Here is a 22,542-nt window from a genome sequence, read left to right on the forward strand (position 1 = left end):
GGAAGGTTAATTTATTATTAAATGCAATTAAGGTTCAAAACTTTCAAATTTTCCGTTTTCGTAGAACAATACGATACGCTTTATCTTATTCGTCTGATTTTCAATAACTTGATTAACAATTTGTTCATTTGATTTTTCTAATCGCTGAGAATCGAATATTTCAGTATTGGCTTTACTCTCGTAAGTTTTAAAAGATTCTGACGGAGCTTCTGCTACGAGAGATTTTTCTGGTTTTGGATCCTCTTCAATTTTTTCTTCTTCTTCTTCCTCATTTATAAGAGTGAAAAGATCGGGGAGAGAAGTTGGCTTAAATTTCTCTTCTACCATTTCTTCTTCAGCCGGAAGTTCAGATTTCAGCATTTCGCCATCACCGTTAACTAACCAATCCCACAAAATCTCCGGAAAACGGGATTTTATTTTAATGATAAATTCCAGAGACGGTTTATTTCGTCCAGATGTCACGTGAGAAATCGATGAGCGCTGCACGTCAACTTCATCAGCAAATTCTGAAGGTGTAAAACCGGAATACTCTATAACCTGCGAAATTCTTTCGTTTAAACTCATACAAAAAGTATAAAATTACTAATTACAAATGTAAACAATTAGTTTACAACATGCAAATACAAATGTAAACGGTTTAAAGTCTAAATCAGATACAAATGTAAACTTGCTAATTCACTACAAATCAATAAATTATAAATATCCAAATAATTTACCTTGATAAATTCAAGTTTTATTCCACAGAAATTTTATTCGACTTTAATGTTAAAGTAACAGATGAAGTAATTTATTTAAGTAAATTTTTTCTGCGTATTAAATAGATCATATTTACATTAAATTTCTCTTAAGCACTTCTATCACTCGTTTTTTGATGCTCTGATGTCACATGGAGTAGGAGACGAGATAAAACTACTTTAAATAGGGTTTCCATAAAATTATATCGAGCCCATAAATCAATTTAAAGCTTGGAGACTACCAATGGAAAGGAGTTTTAACATAAATTAAGTTTTAGTAGATCTAATTATCTTTGTTATTCTTTAATATATATTACCCATTTTATTTAAAGCTATTTATTTACAGTCATTTTAGAGTTTTCAACAATATTCTTTTTAATTTACTTTTGTAATAAGCAGTATAACTATAACGTGTTCCACAATTTAAATGTTTAATATTTTTACACTCAAATCAAGATAATCACCTATTTAAACACTTAAAGTAAATATAAATTAAAGCTTAACTTAGATTTTATAAATATTTGATTTATAGAAAACTAAAACTTTATAATTAAATATAATTTAATTAACAATTTTACCCACAGACAAACTGTCAATTTACATTGTTTAACTAAGTTACAAATGTTAATTTTTTACTTTTCTGAAATTGTAGTATTTTTGAACAATGTAAATTAATGCACAATGAATTTTGAAGAGTTTTACAAACCTAATCCTGACTTTCCAAACCGCTATATTTCTCCTGAAAAATTATTTTTTCACCTACAGAACAATTACAGCGATTTAATTACTGAGATTGGCAGATCATATCTTGACCAACCGATTTACTGCCTGAGTGTAGGAAATGGTTCTGTGAATATTATTGCATGGTCGCAGATGCACGGAAACGAGTCTAATGCGACGCATGCGATGTTGGATTTGCTTTTTAGTCTGGAAAATGAAAGTGAAATAAAGAATACGCTGTTGATTCAGATAAAACTCGATTTTATTTTCATGCTTAATCCGGACGGATCACAGAGATGGACACGGTTAAACGCTCAGGAATTGGATCTTAACAGAGATTTCCATGCAAATCAGAGTTTTGAACTGCAGCATCTGAAAAAAGTTATTGTTGAAGGAAACTATGATTATGCCCTTAATCTTCATGAGCAACGTACAATTTTTACAACAGATTCCATCCACCCAGCAACGCTTTCGTTTTTGGCACCATCCGAAGACGCAGAAAGGAAGATAACTGAAAACAGAAAGAAATGCATGGCGGTCATCTCGGAAGTCAATGATGCGTTGCAACAGCTCATTCCGAACCATGTCGGTCGGTATTCTGACGAGTTTTATCCCACTTCTACCGGAGATAATTTTATTAAAGCAGGCTTGCCCACAATACTTTTCGAAGGCGGACATTTTCAGGATGATTATCTGAGGAAGGAAACAAGAAAATACTATACACTCGCTTTGTATTATGCCCTAAATTCAATGGCAAAATTAAAGGGAGAGACTTTGGATTGGGAAAAGTATTTTAATATTCCTGAGAACATAGAATCGCATTATGATCTTATTTACAGAAACGTAAAGTTGAATACTGACCACGAATGTATTTTGGATATCGCCGTTCAGTATAAAGAGACGTATGAGGAAGGAACTGATGAAATCACTTTTGTTCCGTATGTCGCAGCAGTCGGCGATGTGAAAAAGAGACAGGGCTGGAAAGAGATCGACTGTACAGGAAAGAAATTTATTTCAGAAACAAAATATCCGAAATTAGATGAAGTCGTAAGCTTCAAAATTGAATAAAAAAATTAGGCGAAACCAAAAGTTCCGCCTTAATTTATTGTCTTTTTTTAATATTAGTTCACTACTTTAATTCCTGTAGCTACAAATCTGATTTCTTCTTTCGGCTTTGTAATCGCATCGATCTCAGACTGAGATTTTTTAGCATCGGTTGCATAGTGTTTTTGTTCGTCTACGGAGATTGTTTTTACCTCTGCAGTTCCGTCCATCACTACGTTTTTACCTTTCAAAGCGGTTGGAACGAAGAATGCGTAATCTTTCATTTTTACAAAAAATTCAGAATTGTCTTCAGTTTTGATTGTCAACCAACATCCTTTTTTCTGGCAAACATCAGTTACAGTTCCTTTTACAGCAACTTTTTCAATTTTCTTTTCTTTTTTAAGCTTTTTTCCAAGCTTGTCAACGTTTATTGCTTTAGATTCAGATTGTGAAGCAACAGTTGATCCGTAAGTATCTCCCACAATTGCGTTTCCTGCTGGTGGACCTGCTTTCGGAGATTCCTGTGCAAAGGCAAAAGTAGATGCGCTTACTGCCAGAACTAATATTAATGATTTAATTTTCATAAAAATAATTTTTACAAAAATACTAATATTTATGAATACAATTAAAAAAGAGATTAAAATCATACATTTTATTAATAATTTTTCATCCGGAGGGCTATAATTATAATTTAAGACATGCTCATTTCATGGTTTTTATTAAATTCGTCAAAAAATAAAAAGATGGATGCCAACGAAGTTTTAGAATATTGTTTAGCCAAAAAGGGAGTTACAGAAAGCTTTCCTTTTGATAATGAAACTTTGGTTTTGAAGGTAGGAAGCAAAATGTTTCTGTTGATGTCTCTGGAAAAACAGCCACTTCAGATCTCAGTAAAAACCGATCCCGAGTGGAGTGAAGAACTTCGAGAACAATATCCGCAAATTACAGGAGCTTATCACATGAATAAAACCCACTGGAATTCTGTTTCTTTAGATGGTTTAAAAAAGGATTTGATTTTAAAACTGATTGATCATTCGTATGAACTTGTGTTTAAATCTTTGACTAAAAAAATGAGAGAGGAAATCGAGAATTTAATAGTTTAAATTTTTCACAAAATAAATCTAAATATTTTTAATGAATAGTGATTAATAATTGTTTATAATTTTCAGCAAACAAGGTGGTTAACATAATATATTTGTCAAAAAAAAGTGACAAACCCTATTGTGAATTATTTTTTTTTTTTTTTTCTTTGGAGAGTTGAAACCAAATGCGCAAAAAGTTTAAACACAAAACTAATTTTAACATTAAAAATTTATTAAATGAAAAAAATCATTTTAGGACTGTTCTTAACAGTAGGAGTATCTGGATTTGCTTTGGCAGGTAATTCAGATAATTTAAGTAAAGAGATTTATGTCGAAATAGGAAAAGACCTCGATATGGAATCAAAAAATTTAATTAATAAAATTGAAGTAGAAGAATTTCTTAGAAAATCTTGTTCTACTCAATTTGTAACAAGAAGTTATAATTGCGATGGTAGCAGCACACCTTCAACAACAGCTTATTTGACATATGAATGTGGAGCATCTCAACCTGAAGGAGAACATACAGTTATCATTTCGCACGTGGATGGATGTCCTTTAGGACCTGATCCTCACCCTGAATATCCGTAAATATTGAAGTCTCTTAAAAATTTCTTGTAACCAATATTTAATAATCGATGCAAACAAAAATATTTAATTTCATCATTTTATTAATGGGCGTTAATTTGTTTTCCCAAGCAACTATTGTCGAATATCAATTTAAATCATCGTATGATACTGGGAGAGAATTTCTAATCTTTGATGAAATTAATACTTTTTATTTCGATTACGTTGAGAAAGATAATTTACCAATAAAATCGATTTTAGAAAATTACAACATAAGCAGAGGTGGACAGAAGATGTTTAAAAAATTAGATGATATTAACTCTGTTAAATTGATAAAAGCCTTTCCAAGAACTCGAGAGCAGTTTCTAATAGAAGATATTAAGAATAAAATAAATTGGAAAATTGGTAAAGAAAAAAAAATCATAGTCGGCTATACCTGCTACAAAGCATCAGGCGAGTTCAGAGGAAGAAAATATATTGTTTGGTTTACCAGCGAAATTCCAGTTTCATTAGGTCCTTGGAAACTTGATGGTCTTCCCGGCCTGATTTTAAAAGTTGAAGATATAGATGGGGTTAATGGATATGAAGCCATTGAAGTTATGAGTAAATCTTTATATAAGATTCCACAAAGTGTTTCTGACTTCTTAAATGATTATGATCCAAAAAAAATTGCCAAATATCAAGATTACATTATTAAAGAGGATGCTTATCTAAAATCAATTCAGGAACAAAGTCTTTCAAATTTACCTAAAGGTATTACAAACTATACTATTCCACATATTAGATCTTTAATGAGAGAATTAAATTTTGAATGGAACAATTCTGAACCTGAAAAACATAAATGAAATACTTATGTTTACTTTCTTTCATATTATTCTTAAATATCTCCGCGCAAACAGAGATAAGAGGTGTAGTATTTTCAGAAGATAAGCAGGAGATTTCAAGAGCCAACGTGATTCTACTGGATTCACAGGATAACATTACAACTTTCGTCTTTAGCAATAAAGACGGAAGTTTTTTATTGAACACAGATCAATTTGGTAGCTTTAAGTTACAATTATCTGCAATAGGCTACATCACCAAAAAAATTCCGCTTTCCATAATTAAAAGAGGTGAAAATTTTGATTTCAAAAACATACATTTGGAAAGGCAGAATGTGAAAGAAATTAAAGAAGTTGTAATTTCAAGGTCAACTCCGATAAAGATAAATAAGGATACAATAGAATTCACTGCCAAAAATTTTGCAAATGGAACAGAACAGAATGTTGAAGAGTTACTGAAAAAGCTTCCAGGCATTAAGATTCAAAATGATGGAAAAATAAAATTTGGAGACAAAGAAGTAGAAAGAGTGATGGTGGAAAATGATGACCTTTTTGAAAGAGGATATCAGACGCTCACGCAAAATATGCCATCAAAACCGGTGGAAAAGGTTCAGGTTCTTAAAAATTATTCTAAAAACAAACTTCTGAAAAATATTGAAGATTCAGAAAGAATAGCACTAAATCTTACTTTGAAAGAGGATGCCAAAGGAAAATGGTTTGGCAATGTATTACTGGCTTCTACCAGTTATGTGGAAGATATGAGGCAGGGAAAGTTTAATCTGATGAATTTTACAAAACGTAAGAAAATATATCTGCTCGCCAATGCAAATAATTTGGGATTAAACGAGATGAAAGGAGTAGAGTATCTCATCAACCCAAGTTCTGATAATGATGCAGAGAATGTTGGAACAAATATTAATACGCTTTCAACAGTCAATTTACATCAGAAAAATTTTCAGTTTGATGACAAACGCACTAATTTTAATAATGATAAACTTGTCTCATTTAATTATATTTATAATTTCAAAACCAATTGGAAGTTGAAATTTGTTACGATTTTCAACGAAACTGAAAACAGAAATTATATTAATTCTCTTTACAAATTTAATTTTGACGGATTGGATTTTGTGAATGTTGAGAGTAAAACCTGGAAACAGAACAATAGAAATATTATCGGAAAACTGGAAATTTCAAAAGATTTTAAAAACAATTCCAATATTCAGTTTTATAATAAAGTATCATCATTAAATGAAAACAATAACAACATTTTTTTATTTAATCAACAACTCAACAACCAAATTGGAGAAAACAGACTTTTTGCTAATGAAAATCGCTTAACTTACACCAGAAAGATAGATTCTTCCAAAGCTATAGTTGCAGTAGCAAGATACATTTTTCAAAACCGACCTTATGATTTTACCGACGAAAATGATGTTTTTGCAAAAATTCTTAATAATCCAAATGCTCAGAAAATAAATCAGACAATCGATTCTAAAATGAATTTTGCCGGAGCAAAAATTTCCTATCTGAAAAAGTACGCAGAAGAACACAATTTGGAATTACAGTTAGGGAATGAATTCCGAAAAGATATAATGAATTCTGATTTACAATTATTGACGTTAAATAATGAAGTGATAAATTTTGACCGCAGAGATTTTATAAATCAAACAGATTATCTTCAGAACACCGTTTTTGCACAGGCAAAATATAACAAAAAAAACAAAAGATGGAATTATGGATTTACCATTTTAAACCAGATGATTCACTCTGACTTAAATCAACATAAACAAAACGGTTTTTATATTGCTCCATCTGCAAATATTGGATATCAAAACAGAAAAACAGGAAATTTTAATATGAACGCAGGAAGAAAATTTTCAACCATTTCTATTAATGATGTTTACACTCATTATATCTATCAAGGGAATCGAAACTTTCGTAAAAACAATACTGATTTTACTGTTCTGCCAAGTTACAATCTGGGATTCAGTTATAATTTAGGAAGTCAAATGTCTGAATATTTAAACTTCAATATCAATTTTTTCCGAAATGAAGATTATCTGTCTAGCAATATGATTGTGAATCCTGATTATACTTTTAATCAAACAATTTTAGTTAAAAATAACAGTAATTTATCTTCCGAACTGGAGTTGAGGAAATATCTGAAATTTGTAAAATCCAGATTTAGTATTTTAGCGTCTTACAATCTTTCTGATTATGAGAACAGTATAAATAATCAGCCATTAATCCAAACAAAATTTACAAACTGGAAGTTAGGTGTCGAAATGAAATCCGGATGGACAAAATTTGTTAATTACGAATTTGGATATGATTGGATATTTAATAAAATTACTTCTGAAGTAAATTCAAATAGTTACATGGATCAAAAGGGATTTGCTAATCTGTATTTTACAATTAATCCCCAATTCAGAATAGAATCTTATCTTGAATATTATAAATTTGGAAATACTGATCAAAAAACCACACAGTTTTGGGATATAAAGATTAATTATATTTCGAAAAAGTATGATTTTAATATTTTTGTTCAAGGAAATAATCTGCTAAACTCGAACAGTATTCAAAGATATTCAATCAATAATATTAGTGAAAGTTTGTATACTCAGAGATTGATGCCTCTCCATATTGTTTTTGGAATTAATAAAAATTTTTAAAACCCAAACTCCTTAGTCAACCTCTTATCCTCATTCAATCTCTCAACCAACTTTTCAATCCCTTCAAACTTAATTTCCTCATGAAGAAAATCTCTGAATTTCACAGTGATTTTTTCTTCATAAATATCACCTTCAAAATCAAGAATATACACTTCCACAGTTAATTTTTCACCATTAACGGTAGGGTTTGTACCGACGCTGAGCATTCCTCTGTATTGTTGATCTTTCATAAAAACTTCAACAATGTAAGCGCCTTTTTTAGGTAAAAGTTTCAGAGTTTCTGTTTCAATATTGGCAGTTGGATAACCGATTGTTCTTCCCAGTTTTTTCCCGTGAACTACAGTTCCGGAAACAGAGTAGGAGTAACCGAGCATTTCGTTAGCTTCAGTAATGTTTCCATTTAATAAAGCATTCCGGACTTTGGTAGAGCTGATGTTATTTTCATGAATATTAATCGCTTCCATTTGTTCGACCTGAAAATCGAGTTCTTTTGAAAGTTTTTGAAGCAACTCAAAGTTTCCGCTTTTGTTTTTTCCGAAGACATGATCGTAGCCAACAATTAAATATTTTACATTTAATTTTTCAACTAAAATCTGTCTTACAAATTCTTCTCCGGTAAGATTTCTGAATTCTTCATCAAATTCTTTTAAGAAAAGGTTTGTAATACCGTACTTTTCTATGAGAACTTTTTTTTCGTCTAAAGTATTGAGGAGCTTTAAGTCTTCCTGAGGATTAAAAACAAACCTAGGATGTGGCCAAAAGGTAAGAATTGCAGTATCAAGATCTTTTTCAGAACCAATTGTTGTAAGCTCATCAATGATGCTTTTATGCCCCAAATGAACCCCGTCAAACATTCCCAAAGACAACGCCAACGGCTTCTGAGACTGATAATCGCTAAAATTTTTGAAAACTTTCAACCTGAAAAAAATTTGACTGCAAATATAAAGATAATGTAACAATGTACCAATGTAATAATGTACCAATGTTTTTGGTTTCTAAATGATTGGTAAATTGCTAGACAGGTACATTGGTAAATTAGTAAAAAAGTATGATAAAAATCTTTTTTTTAGCAATTGCGTGTTTATGAAGAATCATTATATTTGCACCAAGAAAAAATTTAGCAATGGCAAACCAAATAAAAGGTAAAATTTCTCAAATTATTGGTCCGGTAATCGACGTTGTGTTTTCAAACGTAGAAGCGGTACCAAGCATTTATGATGCACTGGAAATTATTAAACAAAACGGTGAAAAAGTAGTATTGGAAGTTGAGCAGCACATTGGCGAAGATACAGTAAGATGTATCGCTATGGATGCTACAGACGGTCTTCAGAGAGGTCAGGAAGTAATCGGATATGGTAATCCTATTACAATGCCGATCGGTGATGCTGTAAACGGAAGACTTTTCAACGTTGTAGGTGATGCTATCGACGGACTTCAGAATATTTCTAAGGAAGGTGGTCTTCCAATTCACAGACCAGCTCCGAAATTTGATCAACTTTCAACTTCTGCAGAAGTTTTATTCACAGGTATTAAAGTAATCGACTTGGTTGAGCCTTACGCAAAGGGAGGTAAAATCGGATTGTTCGGTGGTGCAGGTGTAGGTAAGACGGTATTGATTCAGGAGTTGATTAACAATATTGCAAAAGGACACGGTGGTCTTTCTGTTTTTGCCGGTGTAGGTGAAAGAACGAGAGAAGGAAATGACCTTTTGAGAGAGATGCTTGAATCTGGTATTATTAAATACGGTGACGATTTCATGCATTCTATGGAAAACGGTGGATGGGATCTTTCTAAAGTTGACCTTGAGGTTATGAAAGAATCTAAAGCTGCTTTCGTTTTCGGACAGATGAATGAGCCGCCAGGAGCAAGAGCGAGAGTAGCACTTTCCGGTCTTACTTTAGCTGAATATTACAGAGACGGTGGTGAAACAGGACAGGGTAGAGACGTACTTTTCTTCGTTGACAATATCTTCCGTTTTACACAGGCTGGTTCTGAGGTATCTGCACTTTTAGGTCGTATGCCTTCTGCGGTAGGTTACCAACCGACTTTGGCATCTGAAATGGGTGCGATGCAGGAAAGAATTACTTCTACAAAAAACGGTTCAATTACTTCAGTACAGGCAGTTTATGTACCTGCGGATGACTTAACTGACCCTGCTCCTGCTACAACGTTTGCTCACCTGGATGCAACAACTGTATTGGACAGAAAAATTGCTTCATTAGGTATTTACCCGGCTGTAGATCCATTGGCTTCTACGTCAAGAATTTTGGCTCCGGAAATCATTGGTGCAGAACATTATGACTGTGCTCAGAGAGTAAAAGAAATTCTTCAGAGATACAAAGCGCTTCAGGATATTATCGCGATTCTTGGTATGGAAGAACTTTCTGAAGAAGATAAATCTGTAGTTTACCGTGCAAGAAAAGTTCAGAGATTCCTTTCTCAGCCTTTCCACGTTGCAGAACAGTTTACAGGTATCCCAGGATCTTTGGTAGACATCAAAGATACCATCAAAGGTTTCAACATGATTATGGATGGTGAATTGGATCACTTACCGGAAGCTGCTTTCAACCTGAAAGGAACTATCGAGGAGGCAATCGAAGCTGGAGAAAAAATGTTGGCGGACAACGCTTAAATAATAACAATTTGAGATTTGAAATTTGAGATTCGATAAGTAATTTCAAATTTCAAACATCAAATTTCAAATTTGTTTAGATGAATATAAAAATTTTAACACCGGAACACGTAGTTTTTGAAGGAGAAGTAAGTTCAGTTTTGCTTCCCGGGAAAAATGGTGAATTTCATATCATGAAAAATCACGCAGGAATCGTTTCTTCACTCGTTGGTGGTAAAGTAAAACTTTTTACACAGTCTGTGGACGAAGCTTTTGCAAAAAACCTTACCAAGGAAAATGATAAAGATTCTATTTTTTCTTTCCCGATCAAAAGCGGTGTTGTAGAGTTTAATCATAACAAAGGAATCATCCTTTGCGAATAATTAAATTGAAAAGCTAAATATATTTTCAAGGAAAGTGTAACTTTGTTACACTTTTTTTTATTCAACCAAATCATAATCTGTCTTCATGAGAATATTTTTCGCAATTTTATTTTCGGTCTGCAGCGCTGTTTTTAATGCTCAGGTAATTAAAACCAAAAGAGGAATTGTAACGATAGACGGCGTTCACGTTGCCAAAGTGAATTACAAAAGTGGAATCTACACTTTTATGGATCTCAAGGAGACGCCTATGTACACCATAGAATTTGTCGACAAAAGTGTAACCGATTCTGTGCGCGACAGTTACATCAAACTCAACCGGATTTACAATCAGGATAAAACATTGGAGATGGATTATATTTCGCCTTCTGCATTTTCCGGTGAAGAAAAATCTGCGGTTTTCACCTGTATCAAAGAATTAAAAGTAATTGACAACAGAGGAATCAATATTAAAAATCTGGATGCTATTTTTACAAATTCCCCCAAGCGTAAATTTGATAACCGTACGAAAGACGCATACAGCATCAAGTCTAAAGTTGACAAATTAAACATTACAGTCAACAATGTTGGAGAAATATTAAGTAACGGAAAACCAGTAGGTTACTTTACCAATCTGCCCGTGAGTTTTGGTTCTGAAGAGACAATTTCAGATAAAACATTTGTAGATATTGAAATTTACGATGCCAAAAGTAAGTATATCGGAAGGTACATCACGACGACAAAACAACTCAAAAGTGCAGGAGGAAAAACATTCACTTTATACAGGGAAATGTCGGGTCGGGCATCAATTTTGAAATTCCCCACTTACAAAGCCATCGCCGAGAGAATGGCAATCATGGATCCCAATTTTATAAAACCGCAGGAAAAAATTATTGTTGGTGAAGTGACAAAAGATGGAATTGAAAAAGATAAAAAATAAATTTTTAACTATCTTCTCCAAACCACAACACACCAATTTTTGTAGGAGTAATTACGATAAATCCGTAGTCATACCAATAATTTAAACTTATACCTGTCCAACCAGTCATATCAAATTCACTGATGTTTCCGTTTTGATTATCGGATTTTTCCCAATACGAATTAGTGTAAACTTCTTCGAAATCTTTTAGGTCCTCAAGAAAAATATCTAAATATTCTCTACCTCTCTCCCAAGACATAAAATGATCATTATATTTTGTTTCCTTTATTATCGCAGAAATAATTATATCTTTAATATTAGAAAAAGATATTTTTGACAAATAGCTTTTATCAATTTCATTAGTTTGTTTGAAAAAATAGCTATAGTCTCTTGTTGAGAAAATAAAATCTCGTAGAGGATCACTTTGTAAAGTCCGCTCGAAAATATAACAAATGACCTCTCCAACCTCTGCACCGTAAGAGGTTACATAATGGGATTCAATATTTTTTTTAAGCTCTATCATTATTTTATAAATTCAAAATAACTCCATTCTCCTTCAGCTGCTGCATCTGTTTTGAAAACCAGAATAATTCAAAGTCTTCAAAATTTTCTTCGAATTGATTTTTAAGTTGCTGAAGTGTAAATTTTTGCGACTGATCCACATAATTTTTCTTCATCATTTTCATCAACCATTCTGCGTGATCAGGCTCCAGATCGATGCTTACGACATTTGTCTTTAGATGGACTGTAATTTTGGTGTACGGATATTCAGTTTGTTTTTTCTTTTTTAAACGATTCTCAGCGATTACATTTTTCGCCAAAAACAGGATTTTTGAATTGCCTTTAAATTTAAAATCCTCTTCCTCCAGCAAACAATCATGAATATAATCTGGATGAACTGTTGTACGTGGAATTTTAAAATCAAACCAATCCTGCAAAGGAATTTCAAAATTAATTCCGTGCATGTAATTGAAAAGAGATTTTTTCAATCCAAAACTAAATTTGCCATGATCAATTCCGGTTTTGTCTGTAAAATCAATATCGTTGTTGGCAAATAAAATTTCCTGCTTGATAGGTGTTACTCCAAATTCTTCCGGATTAAGTCCAACCGGAGAATGTGCCGTCATCGCAAACTGATGCCAAAAAGCACTCTGCAGAATTCCCATTTCAAAAAGTTGGCGAACCATTTCCAAAGAATCAACAGTTTCCTGAATTGTCTGAGTCGGGTAGCCATACATCAGATAGGCATGAATCATCACTCCTGCTTCCGTGAAATTTCTTGTCACTTTGGCAACTTGTTCTACAGAAATTCCTTTATCTATTAATTTTAGTAATCGGTCACTCGCTACTTCCAATCCACCGGAAACGGCCACGCAACCTGAGAGTTTTAATAAAAAACATAAATCCCGCGTGAAACTTTTTTCAAAACGAATATTGGTCCACCAGGTTACGACCAGATTTCTTCTCAAAATTTCAAGAGCAACTTCACGCATTAAAGCTGGTGGAGCGGCTTCATCTACAAAATGAAATCCCGTTTCTCCTGTTTGGGCAACCAGTTCTTCCATTCTGTCGACCAGAATTTTGGCAGAAATGGGTTCGTAAATTTTGATATAATCAAGAGAAATATCGCAAAAAGTACATTTTCCCCAGTAACAGCCGTGTGCCATTGTGAGCTTATTCCATCGTCCGTCGCTCCACAAACTGTGCATTGGATTGGCAATTTCGATCACAGAAATGTATTGATCTAACTGTAAATCAGTGTAATCGGGAGTTCCGATGTCTGCCTGCTTATAATCGTGACGTTTGGAATTATTTTTATAAACAACCTCTTCATTTTCAAGTAAAAAGGTTCTTTTAAATTCTAAATTTTCTGCTTTATTTAAATTTTCGCAAAGCAATTCCAAAGGAACTTCTCCGTCATCCAAAGTGATGAAATCGAAAAATTCAAAAACTCTTCTGTCTTTTATTTCCCTCAGTTCCGTATTCGGAAAACCGCCACCCATCGCAGTTTTTATGTGAGGATATTTTTCTTTAATTAATTTTGCACACCGAAAAGCAGAATATAAATTTCCAGGAAACGGAATAGAAAAACAGACTAATTTGGGTTCAACAAGTTTCAGTTTTTCATCCAAAAGTTCTAAGGTAATTTCATCTATAAAAGTTTTTTTGCCTAAAATTTTAGCGTACAATTCATCAAAAGAATTGGCAGATTTACCCAATCTTTCGGCATATCTGCTGAAGCCAAAATCAGAATCTACAGCTTCAACTATATAATCAGATAAATCTTCTAAATATAATGTAGACAGATGTTTAGCCTTATCCTGAAGTCCCATATTTCCGAAGGCAAATTCCATGTCATCCAGCTGATTGAAACGGGAAGCTTCGGGTAAAAAATTCATCGAACAAATCTGTCTAGCGAGTGTAGGATTTTTCCCTTGTAAAAATGAAATGACCTGATCTACGGTTTTGATATATTCATCTTTTAAACTGAAAATCCGCTGTGAATTTTCTGAAAGATTTTGAATTGAAATTTCCTCACGAAATATTTTTGTTAAGCCTCTTTTTGAAAACAATTCCAAGATTACCTCAATACCCAAATCTGTCTGGTAGCTCGAAATGTTTTTTGTATTTAAAAAACCTTTGATATAAGCTGTGGCAGGATAGGGCGTATTGAGTTGCGTAAAAGGCGGAGTTATGAGAAGCAGATCTTTCAACAAAAATTTTTTTGCAAATTTACGTTTTATAATCAGAATGATTGATTCCTTTTTATCCGGATTAATATTTTAGGTTGAAAAATTGATTTAAAAGTTTGATTTTTGGATCGTTTGTTTTTAATCTTACTACAAAAATCAGCAGTCATTTTGTCATTCCGTAGGAATCTAAACTGCTTTAATTTGAGTATGTTGAGATTCCTACGGAATGACAAACAAACTCTTAAAAATTAGTTAATTACTAATTGCAGACATTCGTAAATGGTTTTAAAGCATCAAGTATTTTGATGTTAAATTTCATTTTCAAATTTTTTCAGGCATACAAATTTAGAATTATTAAGTAAAATTCTTGAATAATGTCTTTAAAACAATAATGCTAAATTTTATTTTCATATAAAAATTTCTAAATTCACAGTATGAAATTTTCCCATACGATTTTATCAGCAGCATTTTTGGCATTTTCATTCAATGTAAAAGCGCAAAATATTGAAAATGAAACAATTTTAAAACCTTTTTTAGAAAAATTAAATAAAGATCAGGTTACCCAAATTCTTTTTATCGGAGATTCTCACATTCAGGCTGATCATTTGACAGGTTATCTCAGAAAGAAATTTCAGGATCAGTACGGAAATGCAGGTCGCGGTTTGGTTTTTCCGTATCAGGTTGCCAATACCAATGGTGCTGAAGATTTTTCGTCGGTGAGTAATCAGCCTTGGGAAACCTTCCGGTTGGTGCATGAACAAAAGGTTTTTCCACAAATCGGAGCTGCCGGATTTGTGATTGGAAATAAAGAAGATTCTTTTTTAGAAATCATTTTTAAAAATCCTGAAGACAGTTTTGATAAAGTGGTGATTTACAATGATGCTAAAATGAATGGAGGAAATTTTTCTCTTTATTCTGAAAAGCAATCTCTGAAAGATTTTGTTCAGAAAAAAACAGAAAAGCTGAATCACACAGCTTCAGCGAATCAAACTTTTCATGAAATTGTGTCTCAATACAATACAACTACTACAAAATTACGTGCCTTGAACGGCGACAAAATTTTAAATCCGAAAGCAGGCTCAGCTTATAAAGTTGAAAGAAATTTTTTAATTTATAATCCTGATTTTGAACAAAATATAAAAGAAATTGGTTCATATAAATTCGACAGTACCAAAACTGAAATTGATTTTAAAAGTCCTCAGAATGTATTTTTACTAAAAACAAATAATCCTCAGGGCAACACATTTTATGGTTTCCAGTTTCTGAAAAATGTGAAAAAAGGAATTGTTTTCAATACGGTCGGCGTGAACGGAGCCACTTATTCTGACTTTTTAAAATTCCCGCTTCAGCTGGAACAGCTTTCAAAAATGAAGTCTGATGTTCTCATCATCGCTTTGGGGACGAACGAAGCTTTCGGAAAAGTTGAAAAGGAAGAATTTCAAAAAAATGTATCTGATGTGATTTCCAAATTCAGAAATGAAAATCCAAATTTGCCAATTTTACTGATTGGTCCGCCTGATAATTCGCCAAAAGAAAACCGAACGATTGAAGTGATAAGCTGGATTGAAGAGAGCGCAAAACAAAATAATACCGCTTTTTTTGATCTCTTTGAAGCAACAGGTGGAAAAGGATCTTTCAAGAAAGCTCAGGTAAGAAAAGAGGCGAGTGGTGATGGAGTTCATTATCTGAAACCCGGCTACGAAAACCACGCTGAAGCGATTTGGAAAGCGATAAAAAAACCTGCAGAGAATTGATTCTGCAGGTCTTTATGTTTTTAGTATTTGTAAAAATTAAATCATTTATTTTTTAACTTTTAAATTACTGGATTCAAAGCCATTCGCCAAGAGCCAATTGCTATAAACTACTTAAAACTGAAGGTAAATCGGTAAAACCTGTTCGGCAGATTTAAAGTATCCGTAGAGAATTAAAAATCCAAAAAATACTAAAATGTATGCTGCCAGAGGAATTGTTTTTAATTTTAAAACTCCTTTTTCTGCCCAGTCATCAGGAATCAGGTGAATCATCATCGCAAAAACAATCATCCAGATTACTTTTTTGTAATTATCATAGAACGGCAAAAATACTTCTGCATCAAAATTATAGATGATCTGATTGATCATCGTTATAGCCGAATCATAATTTTCCGCTCTGAAAAATATCCACCCAAAACATACAAAATGGAATGTAAAAACTCCCATCACAATTCTGTAAACCAAAGAATTATTGATTCCGGAAAGTGCTTTTCCGGTCAGAAGCATCCATATTTTATGCAAACCAAGTCCAATACCGTGAATGGCTCCCCAGATGATGAAATTCCAGCTTGCTCCGTGCCAGAATCCGCCTAAAAGCATCGTCGTCAGAAGGTTGAAATTAGCAGCAATTCCTTTTGAGTTTTTGGTAATAATCGCAGGAAGGAGAAAAATCAGAAGCAGAACTATCGAAACTAAAGATGCGTATATGTAATTTAATTTAAACAAATTGACCGACATTAAAAATGCGCCGACTAAAAATAAGGTCACAAAAATAATCGAAGCAATAGAAAATTTTCTGTTTCCACCCAAAGGAATATAAAGGTAATCTTTGAGCCATGAAGACAGTGAAATGTGCCATCTCCTCCAGAATTCCGTAATATTTTTACTCTGATAAGGCGAGAAAAAGTTGGCCGGAATTTTAAATCCTAGCCAAAGTGCAATCCCAATCGCAATATCACTGTAACCGCTGAAATCACAATAGATTACCATCGCATAACCATAAACTGCAAACAGATTTTCGAGTCCGGCGTGAAGTGAAGGTGTATCAAAAATATAATTAACTAAATTAAGTGTGATATAATCTGAAATCACCAGTTTTTTTATTAAACCTGAGACGATCAGATAAAATCCCATCGCAAAATCACGTTCAGAGATGATATAGGGTTTATTGATCTGCGGAACGAAATCGTGTGCTCTTACAATCGGTCCCATCATCAGTTTCGGGAAAAATGAGAGGAAAAGTAAATAATCTGTAAACTTTTTTGCAGGTTCAAAATCGCCACGGTAAACGTCGATGGTGTAGCTTAAATTTTCAAACGTGAAAAACGAGATCCCGATTGGCAAAATAATATGCAAAGGATGAAGTTCTGTCGTAAAAATTTCATTGGAAATTGTAATGAAAAAATTGGTGTATTTATAATAAAATAAAATCGCAAGGTTGATCACAATACTTAAAATCAGAAGCGAGGTCTTTCCGGATTTTACCTTTGACCTGTAAATAAGATTGGATAATGCAAAATTAATGAGCGCTGAAACTACCACCAATCCTACAAACCATCCGCTCGCCTTATAAAAAAAGTAGAGTGAAAAAAAAGTGAAGACATACCTTCTTGCGGTATGATGATTTTTTAACAGAAAAAAAAGCAGAATAAAGAGTGTGAAAAAATACACAAAAAACCCATTATTGAAGAGTAAAGGATTTTTTGGATCGTAGAGAAACTGGTTTAGAAAAGCATTCCAGTCAAATGAAGAAAAAAAGTTTTCTAACTGTTTCATTTTGTGTTCGAGCTAGTTGGTTTGTATTTTTTGTAATCTTTAATCAGCGCCTGATATATTTTTTGAGCTAGAACATCTGTTCCTCGGGCATTTGGGTGAATATAATCTTTATTTGCCAAAGGTGGATCCTGTAAGGCCCAGTTGACGATAGAATTTTTTCCACCCATTGTTTCAAATAGATTGAAAAAGGCTAAATTATAATCGAAGGCAAGTTTCGCCTGAGTTTCGAGAACATTGGGCAAGCCGGTGGCCGTTTCGTAAGTTCCGTTATACATAAAGGCTCTGTCGGCGCTGCTTACGAGTAAAATATCAGTTTTAGGAAAAGCTTTGTTGAATTTTTCCAAAACAGGTTTCATATTTTTGGTGTAAAAAGAGAAATCTTTTGTATCGGGCTTCCAGAGAAGGTTTACACCATATTGCATGACAATTAAATCATAATGGTTGGCACTCTGAACGGCTTTTAAAAAGTCTTCATCGATTTTTTTAAATTCAATTCCGGTAATTCCCCTGAAAGAAAAATTGTCAAGGATAATTCCGTTTTCTGATTCAAAACTCATCCCGTACACCTGCAGCCCTGAAGAATTGTTTCTTAAACTGACCGTTTTTAAAGTATCTGAAGAAAGCATCTGAGAATTTACCATTGAATTTCCCTGAATCGAGATATTGGAACCGTTAAAATTAACGTTGGCACCCGAAGCGTTTCCGAAAATCAGATATTTTTGCAGTGAGGGAACGGAGCCAACAGATTTGTCAGTTAACGTAGAATTTCCACCGCCGCTGAAGCTGAAACCGGAAATGTACATATTAGAAGCTCCCTTATCCATAAAGTTTATAGTCTTCCAGCCAGATCCTTTAATAGAAGCTGTTTTTCTAAAACTTCCGACATTGGTTTGCACTGGAAGAAAACCGACACCGTAACCGCCGAATTCTTTTTGAAGCAACTGACGTAAAGTCTGGGTCAGCAAATCTCCTTCAATCATGCTGTCGCCGAAATAAGCAATTCTCAGTTTCCCTTTTCCCGTCGATTTGATCTGATGAAGTTTTTCCGAAAAATAGGGAAGTACATTCACATTTTGATCCTTGTAAAAACGGGTTACAAGATTCGGTTTTTTGTAAAGCTCAAAATCAGTCGCTAAATTTTTATTTGAAGGGTTGTTTTTCTTTATTTTATCGGCATCTGCATCTTTGTTTTCATCTTTTTTAAAAACATCAGTAATAAGATTTACTTTTTCAAAAGGTTCCCATTTCCATCCAAAGGCGAGGCAGATTACTGAAACAGCAAAGTATATAGTGAAGCAAATGGTAATCAGAGATACCACCCGCCAATTTTTATTTTCAAACATAAAATTTTAGGGAAATTTAGAATGCTAATTTAATCAGTTTCAGTATTCCTTACAAGATGAAATAAAAAAAAGCTTCAAATATTTTTGAAGCTTTACTTTTTTCTTTTTCCTTTCCCAATTATTGAGAATTTAGTCCTTGAGCTGATATTTGTGAATGATGGAATTAATTCTTCTCATCCATTCTCCGGGCTGTGTAGAGTAGCCTGCGTTGGCAATTGCTTTTACCCATTTTCCGAAGTCCTCAGTGCCTTTCAGGGCGGTGTAGTATTTCTTTTTTACGATCAGTTTGCAAAATGCCTCGTAACTTTCTTCTTTGGACTCAAATTGCTTGTATTTTGAACCGATACTGTTTTTGCCTACAATCCCGAAATGATTATTTAATGCTTTGGAATTTCTGCTTGTTCCGCCTCCTGTTTCTACAAATGCTATTGCAAGTATTACAGAGCTTGGTATACCGTACTTGGATGATAATTTTTCTGCGAGAGTTTTGTTTTTCTGTATATAGCTTTGTGTCTGTGCATTTACCTGTAAAGAAACGAAGCTGAATACCAAACTCAAAATTACAATTCTTAAGTACGTAAAACTGTGTTTCATAATTGTATGTTTTGAAATCATGGTTGCAAATTTACCCCTACACGATCTAACAGCCTAATTTTTAACAGAATATAACGCCCAATCGGCGTCCTGTGAAGATAATTAGTTAAAAAATGTTAAAAATTAGGATTTATTAAATGTTTAAATTTAATAGCCATTAATGTTTTATTTCTCTGAATATTATTTAATTAATGTTTAAATTTTATCAAATAAATAAATTTTGTAACGAATTTAACTGATTTTGTGATATTTCACTTTTTTCAAAATATTAGAAGTTTAATCTTAATTTAAATAAGAATTTCAACCATTTTGTTCAAAATTTACTGTCAGTAATTCTCTAAAACCATTTGATATTTAATAAATTAGGTTTTGTTATCCGGATTTTTATTTACATAAAAAAACCACCGGAAACTCCGATGGTCAGTTATATTGATGAAAAATCAAGTTTAGTTTTGCTTGTACTCGATGTTCATTTCTTTTTCCATTTCTGCATAAACACCAGTTTCCAGTTTTTCTTTGATGCCTTCAAAAGCTGCCAAAGTTTCATTGATTTCTGAGTCTGTATGCGATGCTGTAGGAATTAATCTTAATAAAATCATTCCCTTTGGAATTACCGGATATACCACCACGGAAGTGAATACACCGTAATTTTCTCTTAAATCTTTGGCTAAAAGCGTAGCCTCAATAGTTGTTCCTTTAATGAAAACCGGCGTTACACAAGTATCCGTATTTCCAAGGTTGAAACCTCTTTCTTTTAATCCGTTCTGAAGTTTAGTTACGTTTTCCCATAACTTGTCTTTAATTTCCGGACGGGTTCTTAATAATTCCAATCTCTTCAAACCTCCGATTACCATTGGCATTGTTAAAGATTTAGCAAAAATCTGCGAACGAAGATTGTACTTCAAAAACTGAATAATTTTATGATCTCCAGATAAAAATGCTCCAAAACCAGCCATTGATTTAGCGAAAGTAGAGAAGTACACATCAATCTGATCCTGACATCCCTGCTCTTCACCAGCTCCCGCTCCGGTTTTACCCAAAGTTCCGAAACCGTGTGCATCGTCAACCAAAAGTCTGAAATTGAATTTAGATTTTAAATCACAGATTTCTTTAAGTTTACCCTGCATTCCTCTCATTCCGAAAACGCCTTCGGTGATTACTAAAATTCCGCCACCGTTTTCTTCAGCTACTTTTGTTGCTCTTGCAAGGTTTTTTTCTAAACTTTCAATATCATTGTGTTTGAAAGTAAAACTTTTTCCCATGTGCAGACGAACACCGTCAACGATACATGCGTGAGAATCTGCATCATAAACGATCACGTCGTGTCTCGTTACCAACGCATCGATACACGAAACCATTCCCTGATAGCCAAAATTCAAAAGATAAGAAGCTTCTTTTTGTGTAAACTCTGCAAGCTCTTTCTCCAGCTGCTGGTGCTGCTGGGTTTCACCTGACATTGCTCTTGCTCCCATCGGATAAAACATTCCGAATTCTGCCGCTGCTTTTGCATCAGCTTCCAAAACTTCAGGATGGTTGCACAATCCCAAATAATCGTTGGCGCTCCAGAAAATTACTTCTTTACCTTGAAATTTCATTCTTGGGCCAATAGGTCCTTCCAGTTTCGGAAAAACAAAATATCCTTCTGCATAATCTGCAAACTGACCCAATGGTCCCGGATTTTGTTTTATTCTTTCAAATATATCTACCATTTTTTTGTAAAGGGTTTAATTGTAAATTTTAACGAACAAATTTAGTTAAATTATATAGAATGAAAAAAGCCTTTTGTTTTTTTTCAAAAGGCTTTTATTTTATTTCTTATTTGATGATTTCTGTTTTGAAAACTTCATCATAATTATGAAAGCAATTGTTGATGAATCCCTGTTCTTCCATCCATTTGTCGCTGTAGACTTTTGTGATGTATCTTGAGCCGTGATCAGGATAGATTAAAACAACAAGATCATTTTCTGCAAACTGATGAGAATTGGCGTATTGAATAAGCCCTTGAGTAACGGCTCCAGTCGTATAGCCTCCCATGATAGCTTCTTTCAAAGCGATCTCGCGGGTTCTGTAGGCAGACATTTCGTCGTTCACTCTCACGAACTCATCAATTTTATCAAACAAAAGGGCAGAAGGGATCAGATTTTTTCCCATTCCTTCAATCTGATAAGGATGTACGTCTTCTTTGTGAATTTCTCCTGTCTCGTGGAAGCTTTTCAAAATAGAACCGTCAGCATCAACACCGATAATTTTGATGTCTGGATTTTTTTCTTTTAAAAACTTTGCAGATCCTGATAAAGTTCCGCCTGTTCCCGTGCAAGCAAAAAGGTGAGTGATTTTACCCTGTGTCTGCTCCCAGATTTCAGGACCTGTGGTCTGATAATGGGCATCAACATTCAGCTCGTTGAAATACTGATTGATGTAAACCGAGTTGGGTGTTTCGGCTGCAATTCTTTTTGCAACTTCGTAGTATGATCTCGGATCATTTGCCGGAACGTTGGCCGGGCATATATAAACCTGCGCGCCCAAAGATTTCAGGTAGGCAATTTTCTCCGCTTTCGTTTTGTCACTCACGGCGAGAATACATTTGTATCCTTTTATAATACAAACCATAGCAATAGAAAATCCGGTATTTCCGGAAGTGGTTTCCACTACTACAGATTCACTGTTCAATAAACCTTTTTTTTCTGCGTTTTCTATAATATGAAGAGCAATTCTATCTTTGGTTGAATGTCCAGGATTACATGATTCTAACTTGGCATATACGGTTGCTGGGATGTCTTTTGTGACAGTGTTAAGCTTCACCATAGGAGTGTTTCCTATAAGGCCAAGAATATTATCGTAAACATTACTCATTATTTT

19 protein-coding genes are annotated in these 22,542 nt (G+C 33.6%); 9 read left to right on the top strand and 10 right to left on the bottom strand.

Annotated elements, in window-relative coordinates; all coding sequences use genetic code 11:
* Window positions 1-27: 27 nt before the first annotated feature.
* On the bottom strand, window positions 28-564 hold the full coding sequence (locus AC2A1G_RS15140) for a helix-turn-helix domain-containing protein (RefSeq protein ID WP_484047748.1): 537 nt from the start codon (window positions 562-564) through the stop codon (window positions 28-30).
* Between the two features lie 851 nt (window positions 565-1,415).
* On the opposite strand from AC2A1G_RS15140, the gene AC2A1G_RS15145 reads away from it, so the two are divergent.
* The gene (locus AC2A1G_RS15145; protein ID WP_484047749.1) at window positions 1,416-2,522 is read left to right on the top strand and encodes a M14 family zinc carboxypeptidase; all 1,107 of its coding nucleotides are present in this window, start codon (window positions 1,416-1,418) and stop codon (window positions 2,520-2,522) included.
* Window positions 2,523-2,575: 53 nt separating this feature from the next.
* Here the strand turns inward: AC2A1G_RS15145 and AC2A1G_RS15150 are convergent, their stop codons facing one another.
* A complete protein-coding gene (locus AC2A1G_RS15150; protein WP_484047750.1) occupies window positions 2,576-3,082 on the bottom strand; it encodes a DUF4920 domain-containing protein in 507 nt (168 codons plus the stop codon).
* A 159-nt stretch (window positions 3,083-3,241) separates the two neighbouring features.
* On the opposite strand from AC2A1G_RS15150, the gene AC2A1G_RS15155 reads away from it, so the two are divergent.
* The 4 genes from AC2A1G_RS15155 to AC2A1G_RS15170 all read left to right on the top strand — a co-directional run bounded on the left by AC2A1G_RS15155 (window position 3,242) and on the right by AC2A1G_RS15170 (window position 7,637).
* Window positions 3,242-3,601, top strand: a complete 360-nt coding sequence (locus AC2A1G_RS15155) for an MmcQ/YjbR family DNA-binding protein (protein ID WP_484047751.1) — start codon at window positions 3,242-3,244, stop codon at window positions 3,599-3,601.
* Between the two features lie 216 nt (window positions 3,602-3,817).
* The gene (locus tag AC2A1G_RS15160) at window positions 3,818-4,168 is read left to right on the top strand and encodes a hypothetical protein (protein ID WP_484047752.1); all 351 of its coding nucleotides are present in this window, start codon (window positions 3,818-3,820) and stop codon (window positions 4,166-4,168) included.
* Window positions 4,169-4,215: 47 nt separating this feature from the next.
* On the top strand, window positions 4,216-4,989 hold the full coding sequence (locus AC2A1G_RS15165; RefSeq protein ID WP_484047753.1) for a GLPGLI family protein: 774 nt from the start codon (window positions 4,216-4,218) through the stop codon (window positions 4,987-4,989).
* Entirely contained in the window at window positions 4,986-7,637 is a 2,652-nt protein-coding gene (locus AC2A1G_RS15170; protein WP_484047754.1) for a carboxypeptidase-like regulatory domain-containing protein, read from the top strand. Before AC2A1G_RS15165 ends, AC2A1G_RS15170 begins: the two co-directional genes overlap by 4 nt.
* Here AC2A1G_RS15170 and AC2A1G_RS15175 read toward each other — a convergent pair.
* Complete coding sequence (locus AC2A1G_RS15175) at window positions 7,634-8,554, bottom strand: bifunctional riboflavin kinase/FAD synthetase (protein WP_484047755.1); 921 nt, start codon at window positions 8,552-8,554, stop codon at window positions 7,634-7,636. The two genes, AC2A1G_RS15170 and AC2A1G_RS15175, sit on opposite strands and share 4 nt — an antisense overlap.
* Before the next feature lie 206 nt (window positions 8,555-8,760).
* Between AC2A1G_RS15175 and atpD the strand changes: the two genes are divergently transcribed.
* The 3 genes from atpD (at window position 8,761) to AC2A1G_RS15190 (ending at window position 11,547) form a co-directional block, all read left to right on the top strand.
* Window positions 8,761-10,269: a F0F1 ATP synthase subunit beta gene (atpD, locus tag AC2A1G_RS15180; protein ID WP_484047756.1), complete on the top strand. Its 1,509-nt coding sequence runs from the start codon at window positions 8,761-8,763 to the stop codon at window positions 10,267-10,269.
* 80 nt (window positions 10,270-10,349) lie between these two features.
* Window positions 10,350-10,631, top strand: coding sequence for a FoF1 ATP synthase subunit delta/epsilon (locus AC2A1G_RS15185; protein WP_484047757.1), 282 nt, complete (start codon window positions 10,350-10,352; stop codon window positions 10,629-10,631).
* 85 nt (window positions 10,632-10,716) lie between these two features.
* Window positions 10,717-11,547: a hypothetical protein gene (locus AC2A1G_RS15190; protein WP_484047758.1), complete on the top strand. Its 831-nt coding sequence runs from the start codon at window positions 10,717-10,719 to the stop codon at window positions 11,545-11,547.
* Window positions 11,548-11,551: 4 nt separating this feature from the next.
* Here the strand turns inward: AC2A1G_RS15190 and AC2A1G_RS15195 are convergent, their stop codons facing one another.
* Together AC2A1G_RS15195 and AC2A1G_RS15200 are read right to left on the bottom strand one after the other, a co-directional pair.
* Entirely contained in the window at window positions 11,552-12,049 is a 498-nt protein-coding gene (locus AC2A1G_RS15195) for a hypothetical protein (RefSeq protein WP_484047759.1), read from the bottom strand.
* 4 nt (window positions 12,050-12,053) lie between these two features.
* Complete coding sequence (locus AC2A1G_RS15200; protein WP_484047760.1) at window positions 12,054-14,240, bottom strand: B12-binding domain-containing radical SAM protein; 2,187 nt, start codon at window positions 14,238-14,240, stop codon at window positions 12,054-12,056.
* A gap of 413 nt (window positions 14,241-14,653) precedes the next feature.
* Here AC2A1G_RS15200 and AC2A1G_RS15205 point away from each other — a divergent pair, with 413 nt between their 5' ends.
* The gene (locus tag AC2A1G_RS15205) at window positions 14,654-15,973 is read left to right on the top strand and encodes a GDSL-type esterase/lipase family protein (RefSeq protein WP_484047761.1); all 1,320 of its coding nucleotides are present in this window, start codon (window positions 14,654-14,656) and stop codon (window positions 15,971-15,973) included.
* 111 nt (window positions 15,974-16,084) lie between these two features.
* Here the strand turns inward: AC2A1G_RS15205 and AC2A1G_RS15210 are convergent, their stop codons facing one another.
* The 5 genes from AC2A1G_RS15210 to AC2A1G_RS15230 form a co-directional block, all read right to left on the bottom strand.
* Window positions 16,085-17,746 (bottom strand): MBOAT family O-acyltransferase, encoded by a 1,662-nt coding sequence (locus tag AC2A1G_RS15210; protein ID WP_484047762.1) that lies wholly within the window; start codon window positions 17,744-17,746, stop codon window positions 16,085-16,087.
* On the bottom strand, window positions 17,743-19,089 hold the full coding sequence (locus AC2A1G_RS15215; RefSeq protein ID WP_484047763.1) for an SGNH/GDSL hydrolase family protein: 1,347 nt from the start codon (window positions 19,087-19,089) through the stop codon (window positions 17,743-17,745). The genes AC2A1G_RS15210 and AC2A1G_RS15215 overlap by 4 nt, the downstream gene beginning before the upstream one ends.
* A gap of 129 nt (window positions 19,090-19,218) precedes the next feature.
* The gene (locus tag AC2A1G_RS15220) at window positions 19,219-19,683 is read right to left on the bottom strand and encodes a glucosaminidase domain-containing protein (RefSeq protein ID WP_262147815.1); all 465 of its coding nucleotides are present in this window, start codon (window positions 19,681-19,683) and stop codon (window positions 19,219-19,221) included.
* Window positions 19,684-20,129: 446 nt separating this feature from the next.
* The gene (locus AC2A1G_RS15225) at window positions 20,130-21,392 is read right to left on the bottom strand and encodes an aminotransferase class I/II-fold pyridoxal phosphate-dependent enzyme (protein ID WP_484047764.1); all 1,263 of its coding nucleotides are present in this window, start codon (window positions 21,390-21,392) and stop codon (window positions 20,130-20,132) included.
* Between the two features lie 106 nt (window positions 21,393-21,498).
* Entirely contained in the window at window positions 21,499-22,536 is a 1,038-nt protein-coding gene (locus tag AC2A1G_RS15230; RefSeq protein WP_262147811.1) for a PLP-dependent cysteine synthase family protein, read from the bottom strand.
* Window positions 22,537-22,542 lie beyond the last annotated feature (6 nt).

It is taken from the genome of Chryseobacterium sp. HNCC26DJ240, from assembly GCF_057180485.1.